We start from the raw sequence: 23,008 nt of genomic DNA on the forward strand, positions 1-23,008 counted from the left end.
GCTGTTAATTCAGTTCCACCAATGCCTTGATCACCTTGGATTCAGGATTCAGCCAGCTCTCGAACTGCAGGGTCATCTCCCCGAAGGAGCAGCGGTGGGAAATATAGCGGTCCACATCAATGTAACCGTCCCTAATTGCGCTAATTACCCGCTCGAAGTCCTCACGGGTCGCATTTCTGCTGCCCTGCACCGTCATCTCGCGGGCATGGAAATCCGGGTCGCTAAAGGTAATGTTCCCTTTGACCAAGCCGACATAAGTCAACGTACCGCCATGCCCAACCAGTCCGAAAGCCCCTTCCATAGAGGAGATGTTGCCTGTGGAATCAATGACATGCGGCAGGAAGTTGCCCTCCGTCAGCGCCGATAGCTGCTCCTTCGGCTCCTTCAAGGCGCTTACCGTATGCTCCGCCTGCGCCCAACCCTTGCAGAAGGCCAGACGTTCATCGTTGACATCCATCGCAATGACCTTCGCCCCAGCGTACCGGGCCATGGCCATCACGCCCAGTCCGATCGGGCCTGCGCCGATCACCAGCACCTGATCCCCGGCGCTGATACCTGAGCGCCGAACCGCATGGGCACCAATCGCCAGCGGCTCCAGCATGGCCGCCTGATCCAGCGTCAGCCCGTCTGTCTTCAGCAGATTACCTACAGGCAGACTCACCCGTTCCCGCATCCCGCCGTCCAGATGAACACCGAACACTCTCATTTTCTGGCAGCAATTCGTTTTACCGCTCAGACAAGCCCGGCACTCTCCGCAATGCAGATACGGAATGACACTGACCTGGTCACCGGCGCGAAGCCCTTGCGGGTTGTCGCCAATGCGCTCAATAATCCCGGACAGCTCATGTCCCAGCACACGCGGATACGTGAAATAAGGCTGATTGCCCCGGTAGGCGTGCAGGTCTGTACCGCAGATTCCGATGCGGCGGATGCTTACAACCGCTTCCCCGTCCAGCAGCTCCGGCTCCGGCAGATCCTCGCGGAATACGAACTTTCCGACTTCCTCACAAATAATTCCCTTCATTATAAGCGCTCCCCGTTCCGGCTCTGTGCTTCATTCCACTCCGGATGTCCGCTCGGCCAGGTCGCCCCGTCGATCGGCTTCAGAATGTCGCGCACCTCTGCCAGTAATTGTTCATTGATCGGCTCTTCGGTCCATTTAATATTGTTGCGGATATTCTCCGGCGTTGCCGTACTGACCAAGGTGGTTGGAATCTGCTCGTTCGCCGTGGAGAACTGGACCGCCAGCTTGGCGATGTCTTCCCCCTTATCCCTGCAATATTCAGCAGCACGCTGACACGCGGCCTGAATCTCCGCTCCCGCCGGGTGCCAGTCCGGCACCTTGCGGTTGCTGAGCAGCCCCATCGAGATGGGCGACGCATTCATCAGCCCCGTGCCGCTCTCCTCCAGCAGCGGAAGGAGCCGGAGCAGTGTGGTATCGTTGAGCGAATAATGGCAATAGGACAGAATGACATCAAGCTTAGTCTGCGGCAGCACCTTCTCGAACACACTCAGCGGCAGGCCGCTGACGCCGAAGTAACGGATTTTGCCTGCCTGCTTCAGCTCTTCCAGCGCCGGAATCCCCTCCTCCATCACCTGCGTAAGCGAGCCGAATTCAACATCATGCAGCAGCAGAATATCCAGGTAATCCGTGCCCAGACGGCCCATGCTCTCTTCCGCGCTGCGGATGATCCGCTCTCTGGAGAAATCGAATTCCCCCTCACCGTAACGTCCAGCCTTCGTACTCAAGATATACTTGTCACGCGATACCGTCTGGAGTGCCTCTCCCAGCACCGTTTCCGCTTTCATCAGGCCGTAGTATGGGGAGACGTCAATGAGGTTAATGCCCAGATCAATCGCCGTATGAACCGTAAGGATGGCCTCATCCTTCGGAACCTCCCGGAACACGCTGCCCAGCGAAGAGGCCCCGAAGCTTAATGCTGAGACCTCCAGTCCCGTATTGCCCAGCTTTCTGTATTTCATATCGCTCAACCTCCTATAATTAGTGAAGCTATATAACAGACACTTAAGTTTTGAACTTGAAGCTTAGTCGTCACTGCGGTGAACATTTGGCCCTCCGGCCGCTGTTGTCAACAGATTCCTTTGATTTTCCCCCGCTATTCGCGGATGAAATCCGTTGACTGCTGATGCTTCCGTAGCGAGCTTTCCTGCGGAAAGCTTTTAGGCGGACGCTACCGCTCCTACAGTTCCAAATTTCCCCTCCGCTTCTTTTTGCTTTTCGTTAACACCTTAGTTCTGCTTATCCAGCTTATAAAATCTAGCAGCATTCGCTCCAAACACCGGCTCCATCTCTTCCGCAGACAAGCGGTCTTGCAGTGCTGTGCGCAGAATCCCCACAACCTCCTCATAGGTTGCCGCCATCAGGCACACAGGCCAGTCGCTGCCAAACATCACCCGCCCGGGTCCGAACAGCTCCAGCACGGCACTTACGTAAGCAGTGAAATCCTCCTGCTTCCAGCCCTGCGGATCAGCCTCCGTAACCATCCCGGACAGCTTGCAGTAAATCCCCGGATACTTAGCCACCTCCGCCATCAGGCTTCGCCACGGCTCTAATTGGCCCGAAGCAATCCTCGGCTTGGCCAGATGATCAATAACTCCCCGCAGTCCCGGAACCCGTTCCAGCATCGCAATGAGCTGCGGAAGCTGATCGGCCAGCACCAGCAGGTCCACCGGTACATCCCGCTCCGCAAGATATGAGAGCGCTTCTATATATGGCCGGGTCAAAAGCACACCGGGGTCTGCCATCTCCTGAATCATCACCCGCAGCCCGGTGAACTTCGGATGTCTGCTGAGTCGCTCGAATTCTGCCTGGAAGGAAGGGCTTGCAAGATCCAGCCAGCCAATGACACCCGCGACAGACTCCGCTTGCCCGCTGAGTTCCAGAATGTATTCCGTCTCCTCCACAGTCGGCGCAGCCTGTACCACAATGGTGCGGCTGATCCCATGCTTCGTCAGCTCCGGCTCCAGATCAGCAGGCAGATAATCCCGGAACAGCACCGGAATCTCCGGCGTAATCCATCCATAATCATCCCTGTCTATCTTCCAATAATGCTGGTGAGCATCAATATACATGATAACGCCTCCATTCCACCTTATTGTAAACATCCGATAAAGGAATAAAAATAGCTAAAACAAACAAATCTATACCTTATTTTGATATGATGTGGGTAAGAATGCAGAGATATAACTCAGGGGGAGACTTCATGGAACCGATCCGCAGGCATTTTGACCATCAATTGCCAATTACGCTGCTGCTGGACTATAAGGAAACGAAAAGCCCGCAGCGCGAGCTGCCCGACCACCAGCATGACTGGTACGAATTCATCTACGTATACGGCGGCAAAGGAAGCTTTTTCATCGATCAAACCTTTTATGAGATGCATCCGGGCGACATCATTGTTGTTCCCGGAAACACGGTGCACCGGGGATTTCCCGACAATGAGGAGCCGGTGACCTCCTCCGCCCTTTTTTTCAGCCCGGCTCTGATCCATAACCATACCTACAGTGAGTCTTATCCCTATCTGAAGCTGTTCGACGCTGCCAAGACCAACAAGCAGTACAAGTATACCCTGTCTCCAGAGCATGCTGAGATTCTGCAACATGATATCGATGCGATCCACCGGGAGCGCGAGCAGAATCAGCCGGACGGCGGGCAGGCGCTTACGCTGCTGCTTCACCTTACCCTGCTGCATCTGAACCGCTACTGTCTGCCGCAAGCCGCCGAGCCGGTTGCTTCAAATCCCTTGCTGCCGGAGTGGTTCCGTGAGGCGCTCAGCTATATCAACGATCATCTGGTTCAGCCGCTGGAGCTAAGCTCCCTGGCTGCACGGGCCTCGATCTCACCGGCCCATTTCAGCCGGGTCTTCAAGCAGCGTCTGGGCATGAATGTGACGGATTATATTGCCACCAAGCGGATTTTTGCCGCCAAGGACAGCCTGCTGCAATCAAGCTATACCATCGAGCAAATTGCCATGGCCTGCGGCTTCGAGAGCCTGCCCCACTTCTACCGTACATTCAAAAGAATCACCAGCATGACACCCGCCGCCTACCGCAAGAGTAACAGAGCCTAGTAGAGCTTCTCTATTTAGCTTACAAAACGTTCAAGTTGGTTACAATGCTCAGCCTTAGCTCTGAAGATCCTCCTCGCGGACGGTTACAGCTTCCCCTTCATAAGTGACAATGCAGCTTCCGGCATGCCCCGCCAGCTCTACGGCAAATTGCCTTACCTCCTGCATTCCGGCATAGTCTCCGGCCCGCTTCCCGATAGTCAGGCTGCGGTCCGCTTCACACCAGCTCAGCTCGATCATGGCATAGGAGCCGGTCTCATAGTTATAATTATCGCCTTCATCTTCATACAGGGTGAAGGCTGCATCCTTCCCGCCGTATACCTTGAGCCTCGTCACCGCCTCCGGCTGTTCATCCGTATATTGAACATCGGGGCCGAGCGGAACAATGGACCCGGCGCGGACATACAGGGGAAGCGTCTCCAGATCTGCTTTTGCTACAATCGTCACGCCGCCATCCAACCGTTCATCGCTCCAGTAATCGTACCATTCGCCTTCAGGAAGATACACACTGCGCTGCTTAAGTACTCCTTCAAGCTCACGGGAGCCGGGACCGTAATACATGGCCTCTGTCACGGGAGCCACCATGAAGGCCGGACCGAACATGAACTGATCGGCGATGGCATGGACCTGCACATCCTCCCGGTAATCGAAGGCCAGCGCACGGAACATAGTATAACTGCGGTGTGCTACAGCTCCGGCGAGGGAGTAGATGTATGGCATCAGCCGGTAACGGAGCTTCAGGTATTTCACCAAGGTATCATACATCGGCTCACCCTCCTGGCCGAACTGCCAGATCTCTCTCGGCGTATCCGTGCCATGCGCACGGAACATCGGCAGGAAGGCCCCAAGCTGGAACCAGCGGACATATAGCTCCCGGTAGCCCAGATCCGCAACACCCTCGTCATAATCCCCGCTCCAGAACCATTGCTCCTTGTGATTCTTCACGAAGAACGCTCCGATATCCAGCGTCCAGTATGGCGAACCGGTCAGGCAAAAGTTAAGGCCGTCTGCAATCTGCTTCCTCAGCGTCTCCCAATTGGCGGCTATATCACCAGACCATGTAATCGTGCCATAGCGGTGCTGCCCTGCGAATGCGGAGCGTGTCAGATTGATTACCCGCTTCGCTGAGGTCGCTGCACGCTGGCCTTCATAGATTCCTTTGGAGTGCTGCATGGAATAGGCATTGATCAAGCCCGGATCGAGATACCGCTTCGATTCTGCCGTATTAATCAGCAGCCGCTGCTCCGGCTCCGGCTTGACCGCCCCCTTCCAGTCCGCTTCGAACGGCTCGGTGCAATCGCACCACCAGGCATCAATGCCGTGGGCGAACAGCCCTTCGTTGGCCTGCTTCCAGTACAGCGCACGAGCCTCCTCCGAGAAGGCGTCATACGTCGCCTGATTGCCGAGCAGGAAACCGCGTGCCTTCATCTCTTCATGATTCTCCCCGCCCGCGCCCATAATCGGCCAGATGGATACCATCAGCTTGGCGTTCATAGCGTGCAGGCTGCTCATCATCTGCGAGGGATCGGGGAAGCGCTCAGGATCGAAAGTCTTTTGCCCCCACAGATTCCCCGTCCAGGACTGCCAGTCGAGTACGATACAGTCGAGGGGAAGCGAACGTTCACGATACTCTTGTACGATGGCAAGCAGTTCCGCCTGGGAGACGTATCTTTCCTTGGACTGCACATACCCGAAGGACCACTTCGGCAGCATCGGCGCTTCTCCGGTCAGATAGCGGATTCCCGCCGTAATCTGATCGAATTCGGGTCCATAAATGAAATAGTAATCCATCTCTTCATCCGCATCACTCCAGAGGTACGAGCCAAAGGCATCGTCATGAAAAGTCATATAAGACCCCGAATCTACCAGAATCCCGTAGCCGCGTGTAGACACCAGTACCGGTACAACCGCCTTCATATTCTGCTGGTACAAGTATTGCTGCCGTCCCCGGAGGTTCATCATCCCCTCTTCATGGGAGCCAAGTCCGTACAGGGCCTCCCCTTCCTGCCATTCGAATTCCAGCTTCGTATGAAAAGCCTCCCGGTCCAGCCTCCGGTTAACGCCCTCCGCTCTGGCACGCAGCCCATCAGCACCCTGCCCAGTCTCTACTGTGTCTGCTGAAGCATCGAAGACAGTATGATAGACCTCTGTACGCTCCAGGGTTTTGCCGCCTCTGGCCGGCTCCCGTGTCAGCAATGTGCCGTCCGCAGCTCTGTAGCTGAAGGCACAGGTCTCTTTATCCACTTCAATCGTTAGCTGCGCCGTTGAGATCTCCAGATGACCGGGCAGCTCTGTGACATTGTACTCTACGTTCTCTGCCGCTGGCCGGCTCACCACCATCAGACTCTCTTTGCCGCTCAGCCCAGCATTCAGAGTATAGCGGATTCTGGCAATCTCCGGCGTACACCAGCCGATATGCATCATTCCCTCACTAGTCTCCAGCCTTACACCAGCCTCGCCGGATTGAACAGTTATCAGTTTCACAATGCTTCCACCTTTCCTTATGACTTCCTCTGATGATAATGATATTATTATTGGTATCGGTTCATCTAGCATATATTTACGCGATATCAACACAATATAGCGATTCACAGGAGGGCATCATGTACGAACACCGTTACCGGGAGAATAAGCTGCACGGGCAGCCGGAATTTCCGCTACATATCTACCGGGTGGAGCATCAGGCCCGCGTGCATTCCATTCTTCCTGTGCATTGGCATAACGAAATGGAGATTATCTATCTGGCGGAAGGCCTCGCTACCTTCCATATCGAGAGCCGTGAGTTCGACATCCAGGCTGGAGATGCCCTGATCGTTCATCCCGGTGAACTTCATTCAGGCATGGACACCGCTATGGGCGGCACCTGTTATTATTCCATCGTGTTCAAAGGCTCCTGGCTGTCTTCACCGCAGCCCGACCGGGTACAGGAGCTGTTCCTGGACCCCGTCCTGCAAGGGTCGGTCCGGCTTCCCGCTCTATTATCTGCTGCAGATGCTGCCCACTCCCCCTTACTTCTGCTGATCAGGGAGCTGCTAAGCCGCTATGAGCGTAAGGCCGGGGCATACGAAATGGGTCTGAAGGCGCTCTTGCTGCTATTCATCGCGGACAGCTATCAATACGGGCTGACCGGGCTGAACCCGGCGGCGGAGACCCGGCACGGCCGGGAATATAACCGGCAGATCCGGGAGGTGCTGAGCTATATGGAGGCACATTCCCGCGACCGGCTGGAGCTGGATCAGCTTGCCTCTGTCGTAGCGCTGAGCCGCTCGCATTTCTGCAAGTTTTTCAAGGCTCAGACGGGGATGCGCCCGATGGAATATCTGAACTATATCCGCATCAGCCAGGCGGCCAGTCTGCTCCGCAGCGGATCATACAATGTGCTGGAGGCTGCACTGGAATCAGGCTACCAGCATGTCAGCTACTTTTCCAAGTGGTTCAAGCATTATATGAACATGACGCCCTCAGAGTACAAGGCCCGGTATTCTTCAGGCGTGTAGTGTCCGGGGCATTACTCCATTACCATCTGGTGTGGGCGGGAGCGGACAACAAATAGGCCCCGCCCTCTACGAGCTAGATTACTAGGCAAGAGATTTCTTGCACCTGGCTGCAAGCCATGCGGACTCAGATGCCGCTATCTTCCTGAAAACCGAAGAAATGAGCTTTTCACGGACTCAGTGGCCGTTAATTAACTGTTTCTGTCTCATTTGGCTTCCATATCGCCCATTTAAGGTCCACTGAGTCCGTAGCTCGTGAATAATCACACTTTTGGACAAAATAGCGGCACCTGTGTCCGTGCACTACTCCAGATGTTGGAGCTAAGGCTTAAGTTGCAAATGAGAGGAACCCTCGCTGTCTTCAACTAACTATCCTCCATCCAATAGAGCAGCAGCGCCTGAGAGAGTTCTCGGGCGCTGCTGCTTGTCATGCTCTATTCCATTCCATCCCGTCCCGCCCGCGACCGCTTAAGCTAGTGTAAACGATGCAAACTGCGCGCCGCCGCCCCCGGTATACGTGAAATACAGCGCCTGAACACCGTCCGGAATCGTCACTTCCGCAGCATATTCTTTCCAGACATTCGTAAAGCCTACCGGAATAGAAGCAAGCGCAGGCCCGTCCCAAGCTGTCTTCACCTGGAACTCACCATGGCAATATCCCCGCACCTTGATGGAGACCCGGCTAACCCCCTTGCAGTCAAAATACTTGAACCCCGCGGTCGCCGACTCCGTCATATTGGCAATATAGCCAACCTCTTCCTCGCCGTCTCTGCCGTCCTGGGTAATCTTCGGGAACCGGCTGTCCATCCAGGCACCCATCTTGCCAAACCCTCCGGTATACATCTCCTGATCCTTGGTGAACAAATGACAGGCCAGGCAGGCCGGATATTCTCCGCGTCCTTCCAGCGGGCCGCCGTTCGGGCCGGAGGTTGTAATCTCCACCTGCGGGATGGTGCCGTCTTCACGGAACGTAATCGGCTCGATGCAGCCCTGGCGCGAGAACGCGGTCCCGTTGGTATGCCGGTGATAGAAGATATACCACGCTCCATTAACCTCCACGATGCTGCCGTGGTTATTGCCGCCGTAATACATCGTCCGGTCCGCAGGCTTATACGTATCGATATGCAGATCACAGTTGCTCACAATGACTCCCTGATACACGAAATCCCGGGTAGGATGACTGCTGGTGGCATAACACAGCTCATGCATGGAGATGGAGGAATAGATCAGGTAGTAGATATCTCCTCTTTTGCGGATGGAAGGGGCCTCGAAGAACTCATAGCCCTCGAAGCCGGTTCCCTGGCTGTAAGGCTGGCTCGGTGCCACGAACACAGGCTCTTCAATAATCGTCAGCATATCTGGACCCAGTACGGTAGCCATCGCGCCGTGTCTGGACTTGTCGCCGTATCCGCAGAAGCCGGTGTACAGGTACGTGGTGTCGCCTTCGGTCAATACCCCCGGGTCAAACTGCGGCTCATCGCCTTCCCGTTCGCCCAGACGCGTGCCGTCCCCGTAGGTTACATAGCCGTAGAATTCATATTTGCCGCCCGGCTTATCGCAGACCGCTACCGATACGGCAGAAACCTTGTCCAGTACATAGTAGAGATAGTAGCGCCCGTCCGGTCCCTGCGTCACATCCGGTGCATAGAGACACATGCTGCCTTCCGGGTTGAGCGGGTCATCTGTCGTCTTGTAGATCACCCCTTCATACTGCCAATCGCCCAGATTGTCCTCCGGCGCTGACCAGCAGACGTAGTCGTTCAGACAGAAGGCGTGTCCATTGAACCGGTCATGCGAGCCATAGACATATACTCTTCCTTCAAAAACATAAGGTTCCGCATCCGGCACGTACTCCCAGGAAGGCAGGTATGGGTTGAATCCTTGTTGTTGTGTTGTCATTCTATAATCCTCCTATTATTTATATATAGATTGAACTAATGATTTTGATGTTTTGGGATGAGCCGTAACTCCAGAGAAGTTTTGGACTTCCGGCCGCTGTTGTCACCAGATTTCTTGATTCAACCGCTTTTCGCGGTAGAAATCCGGTGACAAAGGCGTTCGCTACCGCTCCTCCAGTTCCAAAACTCCCCTCCGTCACTTTTCCCTTAAATTAAATGCTTAAGTTCAATCTATATAGATTGTAGTTGTAAGTTGGCACGACTAAGCAAGCACCGTCACCTGCATCGTGCAGTCGGCGTAATCCGGATGTACATCTCTCTCCCCGGCCACATCGAGCAGTGGAACCCCGTTACTGTTGTAATGGACTCTGTGGATCGCCGAGCATCTCGTTCCATGCTTCACCAGTTGCTCTTCCCCGTGGTAGAGGACTAGCGTTGTACCATCTGTATCCTGGAAAAAGGAATTATGCCCCGGACCGTACACCCCGTCCAGCGAATAATAAGAAAGTGCCGGCGTACCCGCCTTGCTCCAGGCACCGGCATCCAGAACATCGCCGCCCCGTGGAATGCTTAACCAGCCTACCGCATAGGTATATCCCGTTGCCGCCCCGCCGGAATAGGCAATATACACGGTATCTTCCGTAAGAAGCGGATACGGGCCTTCGTTATTGATCGTGCCCTGAACATTCTCCCAGCCGAGCAGCGGACGCGACAGCAGCACCGGCTCACTGGTTAACACCGCCGGGTTCGCTTCATCTACCGTGGCGATGTACAGCATAGAGCCGGTATCCAGCGGCGTTCCGATCCCTTTGCGGTAAGACCAGACTACACAGGAGGTGCTGTCTGCCTTGAAATAAGTCATATCCAGCGTAATGCCGTCTGCGGCCAAAGGAGTTCCGTCCATTCGCTTCGTCCGGACCGGCGTGCTCCAATCCCCGGCCTTCATAATATCACCGCCGGGGTTCAGCTTCATAAGATGGCATTGCGGTCCCCATACCTTACCGCCAACGGCGAACAGGATGTACAGCTCCCCGCCGATGACATGGAATTCCGGCGCCCAGAAGGTCTGGATGAAATTCAGCTCCTCATTCAGGTCCAGTATAACGGCTTCCTGGAAGCCCGGAACGAATAAGTCCTGCAAGGTATCTGCCACGCGGACATAGATGCCGATATTATTGACATTGTCGTTGGTAGCCAGGAAGTAATACCTGCCGTTCCAAGGAAGAATTACCGGGTCTGCATAGCCGCTTGCCAACGGGAACGGCAAGTCATATGTGACTACTTTTCCATGTATGGTATGCGTTCCCGGCAAGGTGAAATCAATCTCTGCGGTGTCCCAAGCTACCTGCTTATCGGCAGTGGAGCTGTCAGAATACAGCGCTGTGGCTCTGACCTTCGCCAATTCGCCTGCGGAGCGGACACTGACCTGTTCCGCTACGCGAATACCGGTGTTATACACCGGGGTCCAGGCAGCCTGAACCTTGCGGCCGGCTGGACCATCCACTGTCAGCACATTCCCCGGACGGGTTCCGGGCAGCGGTCTTGCGGGCTGCTCTACCGTGTATGCTTCTGCAGGCTCCGGTGGCGAGATCCCTTCCGGCTTCCACAGGTCAGCCAGCCGGTTCACATAATAGTTGCCGTCGTTGTCCTGCCAGCGGATCTCATATCCGCCGGTACTGTCCAGTGCGCAGACGGCTTCTTTTACATAGCGTTCTTTATCCAGCCGGACAAGCCGCTGGGCATCGAAAGTCACCAGATCCGGCGAGGTCCACAGCAGAATCTGCCCTCTGCTCTCCCCGTCATCCTCCCCCGAGGCGTCAACCCTTACGGCAATAATCCCGAAAGCACCATCCTGTGTGCGGAACAAATAGGGATTTTTGAGTCCTTTTTCATGGATCACATTCTTCTCATCCACGGTGGCCACGGCAAATAATAGGCCATAGTTCCGGTTAAGCGGCTGAAATCCGTTATGATCATCTGTGCAGGCCATATGAACACTGTTGCTGAGTGACCCGGTGTAATCCTGGTTCGGTATGCGCGTATAGACTGTAAGCTTTATTAGCTCTGACACCTCATTCATAGCTCTATCACCCTTACCTTGTTATTCATCTTGCAGCATGTCCCTACCAGTATAGAGAAGCTTTTGGCTTGAAGTCCATGACATATAGACACCTAAGATTGATCTATCCTTAGATTATGGGCCGGAGCCGGAATCGTCTATAAATTATCCGGAAAACGCTTTAATCTCTATACCGCCGCTTATGGTATACTTGGGCAAAATAAAATTCACCTGGAGGATGTTATGATGAATACTACAGAGGGCTCTTTTTATACAGGAGAGTACAGAAATCTGTTCCTTGAGAACGGACTGCGTCCGGAGGCGATTCAGCAGCGGCTGGAAGATACCTGGAACGAAATGTTCTACGGCGCCCCTGATGTACGGCTCTACCATACTATGGATGACGATAAGGGATATATCATAGATACAGGCAATACCGATGTGCGCACAGAGGGCATGTCGTACGGGATGATGATGGCGGTTCAGATGGATAAAAAGGAGGAGTTCGACCGGCTCTGGAAATTCGCCAAGGTCTTCATGCAGCATACGGAGGGCCGTTATAAGGATTATTTCGCCTGGCATTGTAAGCTGGACGGCACCCGTCTGTCGCAAGGACCTGCCCCGGACGGAGAGGAGTTCTTCGCGATGGCCCTGTTCTTCGCTTCCAGCCGCTGGGGTGACGGGGCCGCGCCGTTCAATTATTCCGAGCAGGCCAGAAGCATTCTCCGCGCCTGTGTGCACAAGGGAGAAGACGGGGAAGGCGATCCGATGTGGGACCCCGAGACCCGGCTGATTAAGTTCATCCCGGAGACTCCGTTCAGCGATCCCTCCTATCATTTGCCGCATTTCTATGATCTGTTCGCCCTGCAGGCGGATGAAGCAGACCGGGCATTCTGGAAGGATGCGGCCGCCAAAAGCAGAGCCTATCTGCACAAGGCCTGCCATCCCGAAACCGGACTGTCGCCGGAATACGCCAATTATGACGGGACTCCGGCTGAACCCCAGCCGCATGGCGACTACCGCCACTTCTTCAGTGACGCATACCGGGTCGCCGCCAACATCGGGCTGGATTATGAATGGTTCCGCTGCGATCCTTGGCAGGTAGAGCAGTCTAACCGCATTCAGGCGTTCTTCCTGGGCATCGATCCGGCTGATTACCGGCGGTATACGATTGACGGCCAGCCTTTTGACGAGCTGTCCCTGCATCCGGTCGGCCTGCTGTCCACTCTGGCAATGGCCTCGCTCGCTGCTGACGGACCGGATGCCGGGCACTTCGTCAAGCTGTTCTGGAACACCCCGCTGCGCACTGGAGAACGGCGCTATTACGACAACTGCCTGTATTTCTTCACCATGCTGGCGCTGAGCGGGAATTATCGGATTTATATGTAAAAGAAACTAACTAAACTGGCCTCTCTGTCCTCCATTGGCCTACTTCTGACGGAGCCGAGTGAAATCAGGGGCGCTTGTGCTCCTGATTTATTCATTTCGTCCCCACTAGGCAAATCCAGGTGCACTTCTGCTCCTCATTCGCTCACTAGACCCTCATCCACCATATCCAGGCACTCCTTTAGCCCAAGTCCAGCATCACCAAAGGGATTTATCCCTCATTTTCTCTCCTCAACGAACAATCGCTCCCCCGGACGATGGAGGCAACGCCATCCATCCCGAAGGAGCGATTATTTCTTCCTCAATTCCCCCTATTCGTTCCCACCACTTCACCCGCCAACCACATCCGCTCGGTATTCCTGCGGCGTGGTTCCGGTCCATTTTTTGAATACCCGGGTGAAGGACTGCGGGGTGACGTAGCCAATCAGCGAGCCGACCTCGGCGACCTTGAGCTCCCCTCTGCGCAGCAGCTCCTTGGCCTGGCGGACGCGCATATCCTCGATATACTCGGACAGATTGATTCCCCGTTCCTGCTTGAACAGGCGGGACAGATACGAGGGATTGAAGTGGATCACATCGGCCAGACGGACCAGCGACAGGTCCTGGTCGAGATTCTCTTCTATATATATGCAGATCCGGTCGATGACACCTGCTGCCCGCTTCTGCTCCCCGCTCTTCCTGACAGAGAACAGCAGCTCTGCCGTGTCCCGAAGATATTGTAAGGCTTCGCCCAGCGTCCGGTAGACCTCAAGCTGCATCAGCCCGCTTGCCCCAATCTCCCCGTCGGCTTCCCATCTGTTCGTATACGACATGAGCATCAGGGCAATGGTGTAATACAGCTCAGTCAGATAAGGATTGCCCCGCGTGCATTCCTGCCCTGCCGGTTCAGCCATCTCCCCGAACAGCCGGAGGAACTCCTCCTTGCGGCCCGCCTCCAGATGTGCAGCCAGCGTCTCCACCTTGTCACGCAGGAAGCGGTCACGCACGGTATCCGGCACTGCCGCTTCATTCAGCTGCACCTTCTGCACCATCCGCTCCCCGTCCCCGGCCCGGTAATGCTGAACCTGCCTCGCTTTATCGTACACAAGCGGAAGCCTGGACCAGGCAGACTCCTCCCTACTAAGCGTGATGGCCATCCCGACCTCCAGCGATTCCCGGCACGACTGCTGAATCAGCTCGAAGGTGCCTTCCAGGAATTTAATCATCTGCTCCAGATCCTCCGGCTGCGAAGCCTCTCCCGAACCACCCGGCTGAATCAGCCAGATCAGGTCACCGTACCGGTCGATGACCCCAAGGCTGACCGTCCGCTCCTTCAGCAGCTTCTCTGACAGGAACTTCACCGCGAGCGCCGTCTCCCGGCGGTCCATATACGTGCGCGAGGATTCAGGATCACTGATGCTGCCCAGTGCGATCAGCACCGGCCGCGAAGCATCCAGCGGAATGTTCAGACGGACGAAGTCCCCGGCCATATCCTGATCCGCCTTGACGCTGTGAATGAGATGGCGGAAATAATCGCCCTGCGCCAAGGTCTCCAGCGTGTTAAGCTGCTCCTTGGATTCACGGATCAGATCATTCACCTGCATGGCGTCGTTCAGCTCCTGGAGCGCACGCATTACCGCCTCAATCAGCTTCGGATAGCCTTCATTCTTGAGCACATATTGGACACCCGGAGCCTGAATCGCCTGGTAGACATAATTGAAGTCGCTGTGTCCGGTCAGGAAGACGATTTTGCATTGCGGCCAGCTCCGGCGGATATGCTTCATCAGCTCCAGCCCGTCCATCTCAGGCATGCAGATATCAGACAGAACAATGTCCACCCGGGTCCGGTGCAACAGATTTAGCGCTTCGTGGCCCGAATAGGCCTTGTAGATGTCCAGTTCAAGCTCCATTTTGCCGAAAATAACCGCCAGGCCATCTGTGATAATCTCTTCATCATCAACGATAAGCATCCTGTACACCAGCATTCTCACCTCCAGCTCTAAGAAGAATGGTTACCCTTAGTCCGCCCAGCTCACTCCGGTCCGCCAGCAAGCCGCTCTCTTCCCCGAAGGTAATGCGGATGCGCCGGTGAATGTTCACTAGACCCGTTGTCTCCGCCTGCTCCCGATAGACATTAAGGGACTCTTTCAATTGCACTAGCGTATCATCACTCAGCCGGTCCCCGTTATCCTCTACGATAATGCGGATGTCCGGTCCTTCCTGTGCGAAGCGGATAATGATCAGGCCCTCCATGGATTTCTTTTCCAGGCTGTGCTTGAACGCGTTCTCAATAATCGGCTGTACAATCAGCCGCGGAACGGACACCTTCTTCAGCTCCTCGGACAAGGCATCGAACCGGACTCCAATTCTGCGGGAGAAACGCATGGCCTGAATCTCTGTATACATTCTTGCATGGTGAATCTCCTGCTCCAAGGACACCAGGTCGGAAGCGTTACGGGTGACAAACTGGAAGTATTCGCCGAGCATCGTAGTAAGCTGTTCGATCCGCTCGGTATCACCGGTCTTCGCCATCGTGTTCAGAATGAAGAAGCTGTTATACAGAAAATGCGGGTTAATCTGTGACTGCAATTGCTTCAGCTCTGCCCGCTGGGCCATAATCTTCTGCTTGTAGACCTGATCGATCAGGGAATGCAGATTGCTCACCATCTGGTTGAAGCGGCTGTACAGATAACGGAATTCATCCTTCGACTCATGCTGGATATGAATATCCAGATCGCCCTGCTCCATTCTCCGGAAGCTCTTCACCAGCGTCAGCATCGGCTTATGAATGAACTTGTAGGTTGACAGCGCAAAAGCAATGATGATGGCAAGCGCAGCCACACCAAACACCCAGGCCCAGGTATAGAATTTGCTAAGCGGATTCTTGATAATATCCTCCGGGATGATCCGGTAAATGGACAAGCCAAGCTCCTGCGAGCCGGTCTGGACGATGTAATAAGGCGCGCCGGCGATCCTCAGCCTCTCCCCGGATGCCACCGTGCGGATATCCCGGGCGTACTGGGAAGGTTCCGCCCCTGCCAGCTCGCCGGTCATGCTGTATAGCGCGAATCTCGCACTATCGGAGAGCAATAGCGTTCCACTGCCGGGATACGTATTGAATTGGCCCAGCGCCGCCCGCAGCTCTTGGGTGTCCAGCTCAATCTCTACCGTCAGCAGCGGTTCCGCCCCCTTGATGCCCCGCTGCTTCATCGCACTAAGATACAGACCACCATCCCACTCAATCACCTGGGAACGGCGGTCCCCGAAGACCGAGCGGATCTCGCGGAAGCGCTTCAGTTCAATCTCACGCACGCCGCCGACCGATGAGATAGTCCGGCCTATAGTCATGATATGAACCCTGACGTCCTTAATATACGTACTGCTGTTCTGCACGATGAACAGGCGTTTCATCAGCGAATTCAGATTCTCCGTGCGGTCAATGGTCGGCAGCGTCTCCCAGGTCAGAGCCAGCTTGTTCAGATCCTCATCCTCCAGCAGACTATACTGCAGCAGCTTCATCCGCTCGATCTCATTCTCCATATCATTTAAGTAAAAGACGGTCTGGGCGCTGGCCGAGCTTCGGATATCGCTGCTGGCCGTTTGCATAATCCATTGATACAGATAAGCGGCGAAGACAAGAATAGGCAGCATAATGAGCAGAAAGGTCACAATCAGCCGCAGAAATATCGTATTGCGCAGTGAGTAATCCTTTTTGAACAATAATCCCAGACCCCCAGCAATCATTTTCACCATTATAGCCTGAATCCGGAGGGAGCCGCAGGCTTATGCATAACTTCCGGGTGGTTAACCTTTGACACTGCCGAGTACAATTCCCTTCACGAAATATTTCTGCAGGAACGGATACGCCAGAATAATCGGCAGGGAGCCGAGGAAGATCTGGGAGGACTTCAGCGTCCGGTCCGAGATCAGCGCCAGATCAAGCATGGCATCACGCGACATATTCGACAGGTTCTGCTGGATGACAATCGTCTGAATATAGCTTTGCAGCGGATAGTTGGCCGGATTCCCCATAAGCAGCAAGCCGTCGAACCAGCTGTTCCAGTGCTCCACCATCGAGAATAAGGCCAGGGTTGCCAGCGCGGGCTTTGAGATCGGCACGAAGATGGACCAGACCGTCCGGAAGTGGCCGGCCCCGTCAATCAGCGCCGCCTCTTCCAGCTCCTTCGGAATCTCCCGGAAGAAGTTAAGCAGCAGCACTACGCTGAACACTGGAACTGCGCCGGGCAATACCAGTGCCCAGATGGAATCGAGCAGGCCATACTCCTTGAGTGTGGTATACCAGGGGATCAGCCCGCCGTTGAACAGCATCGTGACGAAGAAGGCCCAGGCATAGACGCTGCGGAACCGCAGAGCGTGCGATTCCTTGGATAGCGGGTAAGCTACAAGGATCGTTAACAGAAGATTCAGCGGCGTGCCGATGCCGATCCGTGTCAGGGAGACAAGCATCGACTGCCAGAATTCAGTCCGGCTCATCGTATACATATACGAGGCGAACGTGAAGTCTACCGGCCAGAGCCTGACATACCCTGCGGAGGCTGCAGCACTGGAGCTGAAGGACACCGCTATAATATGAATGAGCGGCAGGATACAGAGCAGTGAGACCAGAATCAGAAAGGTTGCGTTGAGTACCGCAATCCCGTCAAAGCGTTTTTTGGGGCGAATGGGAGTCCATTCCTCCGGTTTGGGCGTTAGCTGTTGCTCCAAGGGTACTCCCTCCTCTAGAAGATCCGGTATTTGGCAAAACGGTAAGCCAGGAAATACGAGCTGGAAATCAAGGTGAGCGATATGATCGATTTAAAGAAGCCGACGGCAGTCGCTACGCCGTATTGGGCGTCCAATAGACCGATCCGGTAGACGAAGGTATCCAGGATATCCCCGCTCTCATAGACCTGCGGACTGTATAGATTGAAGACCTGATCGAAGCCCGCGTTCAGCAGTTGTCCCAGACTGAGTACCGACAGCAGGACGATGACCATACGTATGCCCGGAATAGTAATATGCCAGGTCTTGTGCCAGCGGTTGGCGCCGTCAATGGTAGCTGCTTCATATAACCCGGGATCAATGCCCGTTATAGCCGCCAGATATACAATCGTTCCGTAGCCGAAGTTCTTCCACACATCCGAGGCAATCAGCGTGAAGGGGAACCAGTCATTGTCGCCGAGGAAGAAAATCTTGGAGACACCGAACCATCCGAGGAATTCATTCACAATCCCGCCCGATGGAGACAGAATATCAATCAAGATGCCGCCAAGCACAACCCAGGACAAGAAATACGGCAGATAAATCGCTGTCTGCACGGACCGTTTAATCACATTACTGGCCAGCTCGTTCAGCAGAATTGCGAACACCAGCGGAATAATCAGGCCCAGAATCAGCTTGAGACTCGAAATAAACAGCGTATTCCACAGCACCTGTGTGAAGCTTGGCAGGTTCATCACATATTCAAAGTTATCCAGGCCCACCCACTTCTGATCCCCGAACAAGCCCTTGGCAGGGATGAATTTCTGGAACGCGATCATGACACCGGCCATGGGGACGTAGGAGAACAGAATGATCATCACCAGTCCCGGCAAAAGCATCAAATGAAGCGGCAGTTCTTTTCGCAGTTTTGCTCTCATCGTTATCCTCCACATCTGCAGGGCAAGAATGGAATGGAGGAAGAAAAGGTCGTTTTCTTCCTCCAGGGGCGCCTTATTTCTTAGTCGCTGCGTACCATTCGTTGACCTCTTGCGTAATTTGATCGCCGCCCAGCTTCTTCCAATCCTTCACGAACTGGTCGAACTTATCGATAGGATCACCCAGAATGATTTTGACAAACATTTCATTCTGCTGCTTCTCAAGCGTTGTCTTGCGCTCAACCATGGTCGGAGTCGGAGCGCCGACGAATTTCTCCTGCAGGAACTGGTCATTCTTGATATACTGGTCGGCTATTCCCATGGAGCCTTGTTCTCCATAGATCCGTTCCCAGCCCCATAGGGAGAAGCCCTCCGTTGAACCTGATGCGAAGGACTCCAGCTTCTCCTGGATCGTCTTGGCTTCGCCCTTCAGTGTAGAGAAATCACCGGCCTTGCGGGCGGCATCAATCTCACGGAACGCGTCTACGTTCTTCGTGACCGGATACGGCGTAACCGGAGACAGCTGCCAGACACTTTCCGCTTCCGGCGGTGCATAGTATTTATCGAATTCAGCCGTCTCACCCCAGTTCTTCTCCACATGCAGATTGAATAATTTGATCACCGCTTCCGGGTGGGCGGCACCCTTCTTGACTGCGAAGAAGCGGGTTGTGCTGAATTTGAGCGGCACCTTCGGCGTGTCGCCCGATTCCGAGACAATCGGGAAGGCCTGCCACTGGGCTTTGGGGTCATTGTCACGGTTAAGCTGCAGCGGCCAGATGGAATTCCATTGCTCGCCGTACTCCATCCCGATCTTGCCGGCTGAGATCAGCTCGGACACCTTACCGCCGTCCTTCACGCCGAACTCCTGATCCAGCTGTCCCTTCTTCGCCATATCCTGCAGCACCTGAAGCGCTTTCTTCACCTCCGGCTGAATGCTGCCGTAGACCAGCTTGCCGCTGCCGTCATCCACCCAGATGTTCGGGTACGCATTGTATCCGGCCATGAAACCTTCCAGTCCCATGGCTCCGCCCCACAGATCCTTGGTAATACCGAGGCCATAGGTGTCTTTTTTGCCGTTGCCGTCGGGGTCCTTACCGGCGAACGCTTCAGAGATCGCCAGGACATCCGCCATCGTCTTCGGCGGCTGCATACCTAGCTTCTCCAGCCAGTCGGTACGAATCCAGATGTACATCGACCGTTCAATCGAGGATTCCAGGCTCGGAATAGCCATCAGCTTGCCATCGAAGGTCGCGGCATCGAACACACTCGTTCCTTCTCCCGACAGCACCTTCTTGGTGAACGGGGAAGCATACTTTTCATATAACGCCGTCATATCCTCAAGCTGGTCCGAATCGGCCAATTGCTTAAGCTGGGTGGCGTTGACCGGTGTTACATCCGGCAGATCCCCGGAGGCCAGGGTGACATTAATTTTCTGCAAGTATTGATCCGAGGTCTGGCTCCCCTTTACAATCCAGTTATATTTGATCTTGATGCCGAGCTGATCCTCATACAACTTGGTCCAGCGGTTGTTATCAATCGTCTCGTCCTTCAATACGCCAAGCACGTTATTCTCTACCACATCGCTAAGATCTCTGACGAACGACAACTCAATCGGAGGATCGTATTTGCCGAGCGGACTCTCATCTACAGCTGCACTTGGCTTCGGATCATTACCGGCTGCCGCTTCCTTTCCTTCGTTACCGGATTCCAGCTTACCCGAGCATGCGGATAACAGCAGTGCAGACAACAACAGGATGGAAGTACTCTTCAGTAAGCTCTGACCTTTTCTTGTACCTGTGTTCATAGTCAACCCCCAGTTCAATTATTGTGGTCTTTATTTGGTTACGCTTTCATTATGGGGGAGGCGCCTATTTATTGACAACGCTCACATCTTTACTTCACTTATCCGGCATTGACAAAAACAGAAAAAAACCATGCTATAATTAAGCATGGTTGCCGGAAGGAGTACGGAAATGGCCCTTATTCACTATGTCGAGTGCAATACGATACACGCCTCTAACTTCGTTGTAGATGTTCCCGCTGGTGCGCACTGGCTCCTGGTCATTACCAAGACTCCGGCGCTATTCTGGGTGCATGGCGGACTCCAGCAATACCCTGCCCACAGCGTAGTTCTCTACCAGCCGCAGCAGAAAGTGTATTATCAGGCATGCGGCGGCCAGTTCATTAATGACTGGATTCGCTTTGAATCCAATGAGCCTTATGTCACGGAATCGCCGCTTCCCCTAGGTATCCCTTTTGCGCTTAGCGACCCTGACTATTGTCAAAAGCTGCTTGAACTGCTCGTCAGCGAGCACCATATGGGCGGGGACTGCAAAGCCTCCTCCATCGATCTGCTCCTGCGCGCGCTGTTCAACAAGCTGTGGGAATCCTATTTCCAGGACAATATTACCCCGCAATACTATAAGCTGCTGAAGCTGCGCACGCTCATTCAGACGAACCCCGGAGAATACTGGACCGTGGCCAGAATGGCCGGTGTGCTTGAGATCAGTCCAGGCTATCTCCAGAGTATCTACAAAAAAAACTTCGGACTCTCCTGCATGGAGGATGTCATTAACAGCCGCGTCCGCATGGCCAAGGAATACCTCGTCCACAGCTCCGAGAGCATCGCCGATATCGCAGCACGGTGCGGCTATCCGAATGTGGAGCATTTCTGCCGGCAATTCAAGCAGGTGACCGGGTATACACCGCGAAATTACCAGAGACAGGCCAGAGGTTAGATATATTTAACTAATGATTTTTATGTTTTAGGATTGCCGTGACTCCAGAGAAGTTCTGGACTTCCGGCTGCTGCCCTTCTGCAGATTTCTTGATTTATAACTTAAACTTTTTACCGCGCGCTTCCTGCGCTTCTCAGCTCAGACCGGGCTGCCAGCCTTCTTGAAATACTGCTGCACCAGAAAATTCATAATCTCGCCCGGCTGTTCTCTGGAGAACTCAGCCTTGTCTGCGAACAGCATCCCGTAAGGTGCTTCCGGGGTGTACGGCTCCCAGCGCGGCAATTCTTCGCCTGTGGAATCCTTGCCGTTCGGGTCACCAGTGCAGATGAAGTGTGCGGTGTAATTGCACATCTGGCGGGCCAGATCGTAATGCTTGCCGACAAACGGCCGCCAGCACTTAGCCAGCGTCTCGAAGAAGAACCACAGATCCACCGAGTGGAAGGTGCCCGGGTTATCCCATCCCGGAATCTCGGCATCGAAGTTATAGTAATAGAGCGGCGTTTCGCTTCCGGTATCCGCATTCGCCTGCCCGGCGATACGGATGGCGTATTCGATCCCGCTGACCGCTGACCGCTCCGCCGCTTCCTGAACGGCATCCGGGCGTGCGCCGCTAAGCCTCAGGAAGGTCTCCTCATCCTCCCCGAACATGTCTGCCGCAAGCTGCTTGAGCTCCTCGTAAGACTGCACATTCGGAGTGCTGAAGAACTCGGAGGAGGTATGGCCGAGCATAACCGGCACCTTCAAGCGTCTATTTTGCACGAACAGATCGAACGGATTCCCCACTTGGAACTTCTGGTCGGCAACAGTCCCCCAGAAGCCGCCAAGCGCCACTGCCTTGTCCCGCAGATAGGCTGCATCCAGCTTCCGCGCTTCCGCAAGAGTGGATACACCCAGATACTTGAAGAACTCGATGCCGTCCTTCTCCGCCTCCTGCAGCGTACCCCGGAGCGGCGGCAGCAGGGTTCCCGGATACAGCTTCGTGAAGATACCGCTTTCAACAATCGCCCGTTGAAACAGTCCTTCATTCTGCGGAGAGGTAAGCTGGCTCATGACACTGCCGCCGCCCGCTGACTGTCCGCCGATAGTAATGTTATCCGGGTCGCCGCCAAACGCTGCAATATTGCGCTTCACCCAGCGGGTTGCCGCCTGTTGGTCAAGGTTGCCGAAGTTAGCGGGCGACTCCGGCGATTCCGCCGTAATCTCAGGATGGCAGAGGAAGCCGAAGATATTCAGCCGGTAGTTAATCGTCACAACTACAATTCCTCTGCGGGCAATCCGTTCGCCGTCGAATTCCATCTCTGCCGGATGACCCACCTGCAGCCCGCCGCCGAAATACCATACATAGACGGGAAGCTTCTCGTCCGCCTGCTTGGCCGGGGTCCATACGTTCAGGTACAGGCAATCCTCACTCATCGCAATATCAGGCTCCACCGCCCATTCACGGGTATAGATATTGTTATCATCCAGCTCCTGTCTGACCTGCATGGAGACCGGTGCGAACTCGTGGGCTTGCAGCACACCTTCCCAGTCTTCAGCAGGCTGCGGTGCCCGCCAGCGGTTCTCGCCTACAGGCGGAGCAGCAAACGGTATTCCCTTGAAGCTCGTAATCCGCGGATCGGCTGCGGGCAAGCCTTTTACCGTACCGTTCTCCACATTGACCACTCTAAGCATATTACCGTCTCCTTTACATCCACATAATTGCTTACCCCCAAATTCTAATAGAGCCCCTG

At 54.6% G+C, this 23,008-nt stretch carries 16 protein-coding genes; 4 read left to right on the forward strand and 12 right to left on the reverse strand.

Features of this window, described 5'->3' with window-relative positions:
* Nucleotides 1-4: 4 nt before the first annotated feature.
* From MKX42_RS21905 to MKX42_RS21915, 3 genes are all read right to left on the reverse strand, one after another.
* The gene (locus MKX42_RS21905; protein WP_340754576.1) at nucleotides 5-1,024 is read right to left on the reverse strand and encodes a zinc-binding alcohol dehydrogenase family protein; all 1,020 of its coding nucleotides are present in this window, start codon (nucleotides 1,022-1,024) and stop codon (nucleotides 5-7) included.
* Nucleotides 1,024-1,983 carry an aldo/keto reductase gene (locus MKX42_RS21910; RefSeq protein WP_340754579.1) on the reverse strand — a complete coding sequence of 320 codons (960 nt, stop codon included), beginning with the start codon at nucleotides 1,981-1,983 and terminating at the stop codon, nucleotides 1,024-1,026. The genes MKX42_RS21905 and MKX42_RS21910 overlap by 1 nt, the downstream gene beginning before the upstream one ends.
* Before the next feature lie 267 nt (nucleotides 1,984-2,250).
* Nucleotides 2,251-3,093 carry an amidohydrolase family protein gene (locus MKX42_RS21915; protein ID WP_340754581.1) on the reverse strand — a complete coding sequence of 281 codons (843 nt, stop codon included), beginning with the start codon at nucleotides 3,091-3,093 and terminating at the stop codon, nucleotides 2,251-2,253.
* Nucleotides 3,094-3,224: 131 nt separating this feature from the next.
* Between MKX42_RS21915 and MKX42_RS21920 the strand changes: the two genes are divergently transcribed.
* On the forward strand, nucleotides 3,225-4,091 hold the full coding sequence (locus MKX42_RS21920; protein WP_340754584.1) for an AraC family transcriptional regulator: 867 nt from the start codon (nucleotides 3,225-3,227) through the stop codon (nucleotides 4,089-4,091).
* A 54-nt stretch (nucleotides 4,092-4,145) separates the two neighbouring features.
* On the opposite strand, the gene MKX42_RS21925 is transcribed toward MKX42_RS21920, so the two are convergent.
* Nucleotides 4,146-6,572: a glycoside hydrolase family 31 protein gene (locus MKX42_RS21925; RefSeq protein WP_340754587.1), complete on the reverse strand. Its 2,427-nt coding sequence runs from the start codon at nucleotides 6,570-6,572 to the stop codon at nucleotides 4,146-4,148.
* A 119-nt stretch (nucleotides 6,573-6,691) separates the two neighbouring features.
* Here MKX42_RS21925 and MKX42_RS21930 point away from each other — a divergent pair, with 119 nt between their 5' ends.
* Nucleotides 6,692-7,585 carry a helix-turn-helix transcriptional regulator gene (locus tag MKX42_RS21930; RefSeq protein WP_340754589.1) on the forward strand — a complete coding sequence of 298 codons (894 nt, stop codon included), beginning with the start codon at nucleotides 6,692-6,694 and terminating at the stop codon, nucleotides 7,583-7,585.
* Nucleotides 7,586-8,050: 465 nt separating this feature from the next.
* Here the strand turns inward: MKX42_RS21930 and MKX42_RS21935 are convergent, their stop codons facing one another.
* Nucleotides 8,051-9,481 carry a family 43 glycosylhydrolase gene (locus MKX42_RS21935; protein ID WP_340754591.1) on the reverse strand — a complete coding sequence of 477 codons (1,431 nt, stop codon included), beginning with the start codon at nucleotides 9,479-9,481 and terminating at the stop codon, nucleotides 8,051-8,053.
* Between the two features lie 261 nt (nucleotides 9,482-9,742).
* On the reverse strand, nucleotides 9,743-11,560 hold the full coding sequence (locus tag MKX42_RS21940) for a family 43 glycosylhydrolase (RefSeq protein WP_340754593.1): 1,818 nt from the start codon (nucleotides 11,558-11,560) through the stop codon (nucleotides 9,743-9,745).
* A gap of 225 nt (nucleotides 11,561-11,785) precedes the next feature.
* On the opposite strand from MKX42_RS21940, the gene MKX42_RS21945 reads away from it, so the two are divergent.
* Nucleotides 11,786-12,928, forward strand: coding sequence for a glycosyl hydrolase family 8 (locus MKX42_RS21945; RefSeq protein WP_340757762.1), 1,143 nt, complete (start codon nucleotides 11,786-11,788; stop codon nucleotides 12,926-12,928).
* 326 nt (nucleotides 12,929-13,254) lie between these two features.
* On the opposite strand, the gene MKX42_RS21950 is transcribed toward MKX42_RS21945, so the two are convergent.
* From MKX42_RS21950 to MKX42_RS21970, 5 genes are all read right to left on the reverse strand, one after another.
* Nucleotides 13,255-14,889, reverse strand: a complete 1,635-nt coding sequence (locus MKX42_RS21950; protein WP_340754595.1) for a response regulator transcription factor — start codon at nucleotides 14,887-14,889, stop codon at nucleotides 13,255-13,257.
* Entirely contained in the window at nucleotides 14,861-16,624 is a 1,764-nt protein-coding gene (locus MKX42_RS21955) for a sensor histidine kinase (protein ID WP_340754597.1), read from the reverse strand. Before MKX42_RS21955 ends, MKX42_RS21950 begins: the two co-directional genes overlap by 29 nt.
* A gap of 84 nt (nucleotides 16,625-16,708) precedes the next feature.
* Nucleotides 16,709-17,587 carry a carbohydrate ABC transporter permease gene (locus MKX42_RS21960; RefSeq protein WP_340757763.1) on the reverse strand — a complete coding sequence of 293 codons (879 nt, stop codon included), beginning with the start codon at nucleotides 17,585-17,587 and terminating at the stop codon, nucleotides 16,709-16,711.
* A gap of 56 nt (nucleotides 17,588-17,643) precedes the next feature.
* Complete coding sequence (locus MKX42_RS21965) at nucleotides 17,644-18,543, reverse strand: ABC transporter permease (RefSeq protein ID WP_209992448.1); 900 nt, start codon at nucleotides 18,541-18,543, stop codon at nucleotides 17,644-17,646.
* A 73-nt stretch (nucleotides 18,544-18,616) separates the two neighbouring features.
* A complete protein-coding gene (locus MKX42_RS21970; protein WP_340754600.1) occupies nucleotides 18,617-20,344 on the reverse strand; it encodes an extracellular solute-binding protein in 1,728 nt (575 codons plus the stop codon).
* Between the two features lie 169 nt (nucleotides 20,345-20,513).
* Here MKX42_RS21970 and MKX42_RS21975 point away from each other — a divergent pair, with 169 nt between their 5' ends.
* Nucleotides 20,514-21,278, forward strand: a complete 765-nt coding sequence (locus MKX42_RS21975) for a helix-turn-helix transcriptional regulator (protein ID WP_340754602.1) — start codon at nucleotides 20,514-20,516, stop codon at nucleotides 21,276-21,278.
* 138 nt (nucleotides 21,279-21,416) lie between these two features.
* On the opposite strand, the gene MKX42_RS21980 is transcribed toward MKX42_RS21975, so the two are convergent.
* On the reverse strand, nucleotides 21,417-22,949 hold the full coding sequence (locus tag MKX42_RS21980) for a carboxylesterase/lipase family protein (protein ID WP_340754603.1): 1,533 nt from the start codon (nucleotides 22,947-22,949) through the stop codon (nucleotides 21,417-21,419).
* Nucleotides 22,950-23,008 lie beyond the last annotated feature (59 nt).

The organism is Paenibacillus sp. FSL R7-0204 (assembly GCF_038002225.1).
Classification (GTDB): Bacteria; Bacillota; Bacilli; order Paenibacillales; family Paenibacillaceae; genus Paenibacillus_AQ.

Bases quoted from the DNA above. Each gene is read 5' to 3' on its own strand.
- MKX42_RS21905 (WP_340754576.1), bottom strand. From the start codon at position 1,024: ATGAAGGGAATTATTTGTGAGGAAGTCGGAAAGTTCGTATTCCGCGAG.
- MKX42_RS21910 (WP_340754579.1), bottom strand. From the start codon at position 1,983: ATGAAATACAGAAAGCTGGGCAATACGGGACTGGAGGTCTCAGCATTA.
- MKX42_RS21915 (WP_340754581.1), bottom strand. From the start codon at position 3,093: ATGTATATTGATGCTCACCAGCATTATTGGAAGATAGACAGGGATGAT.
- MKX42_RS21920 (WP_340754584.1), top strand. From the start codon at position 3,225: ATGGAACCGATCCGCAGGCATTTTGACCATCAATTGCCAATTACGCTG.
- MKX42_RS21930 (WP_340754589.1), top strand. From the start codon at position 6,692: ATGTACGAACACCGTTACCGGGAGAATAAGCTGCACGGGCAGCCGGAA.
- MKX42_RS21935 (WP_340754591.1), bottom strand. From the start codon at position 9,481: ATGACAACACAACAACAAGGATTCAACCCATACCTGCCTTCCTGGGAG.
- MKX42_RS21940 (WP_340754593.1), bottom strand. From the start codon at position 11,560: ATGAATGAGGTGTCAGAGCTAATAAAGCTTACAGTCTATACGCGCATA.
- MKX42_RS21945 (WP_340757762.1), top strand. From the start codon at position 11,786: ATGAATACTACAGAGGGCTCTTTTTATACAGGAGAGTACAGAAATCTG.
- MKX42_RS21950 (WP_340754595.1), bottom strand. From the start codon at position 14,889: ATGCTGGTGTACAGGATGCTTATCGTTGATGATGAAGAGATTATCACA.
- MKX42_RS21965 (WP_209992448.1), bottom strand. From the start codon at position 18,543: ATGAGAGCAAAACTGCGAAAAGAACTGCCGCTTCATTTGATGCTTTTG.
- MKX42_RS21970 (WP_340754600.1), bottom strand. From the start codon at position 20,344: ATGAACACAGGTACAAGAAAAGGTCAGAGCTTACTGAAGAGTACTTCC.
- MKX42_RS21975 (WP_340754602.1), top strand. From the start codon at position 20,514: ATGGCCCTTATTCACTATGTCGAGTGCAATACGATACACGCCTCTAAC.
- MKX42_RS21980 (WP_340754603.1), bottom strand. From the start codon at position 22,949: ATGCTTAGAGTGGTCAATGTGGAGAACGGTACGGTAAAAGGCTTGCCC.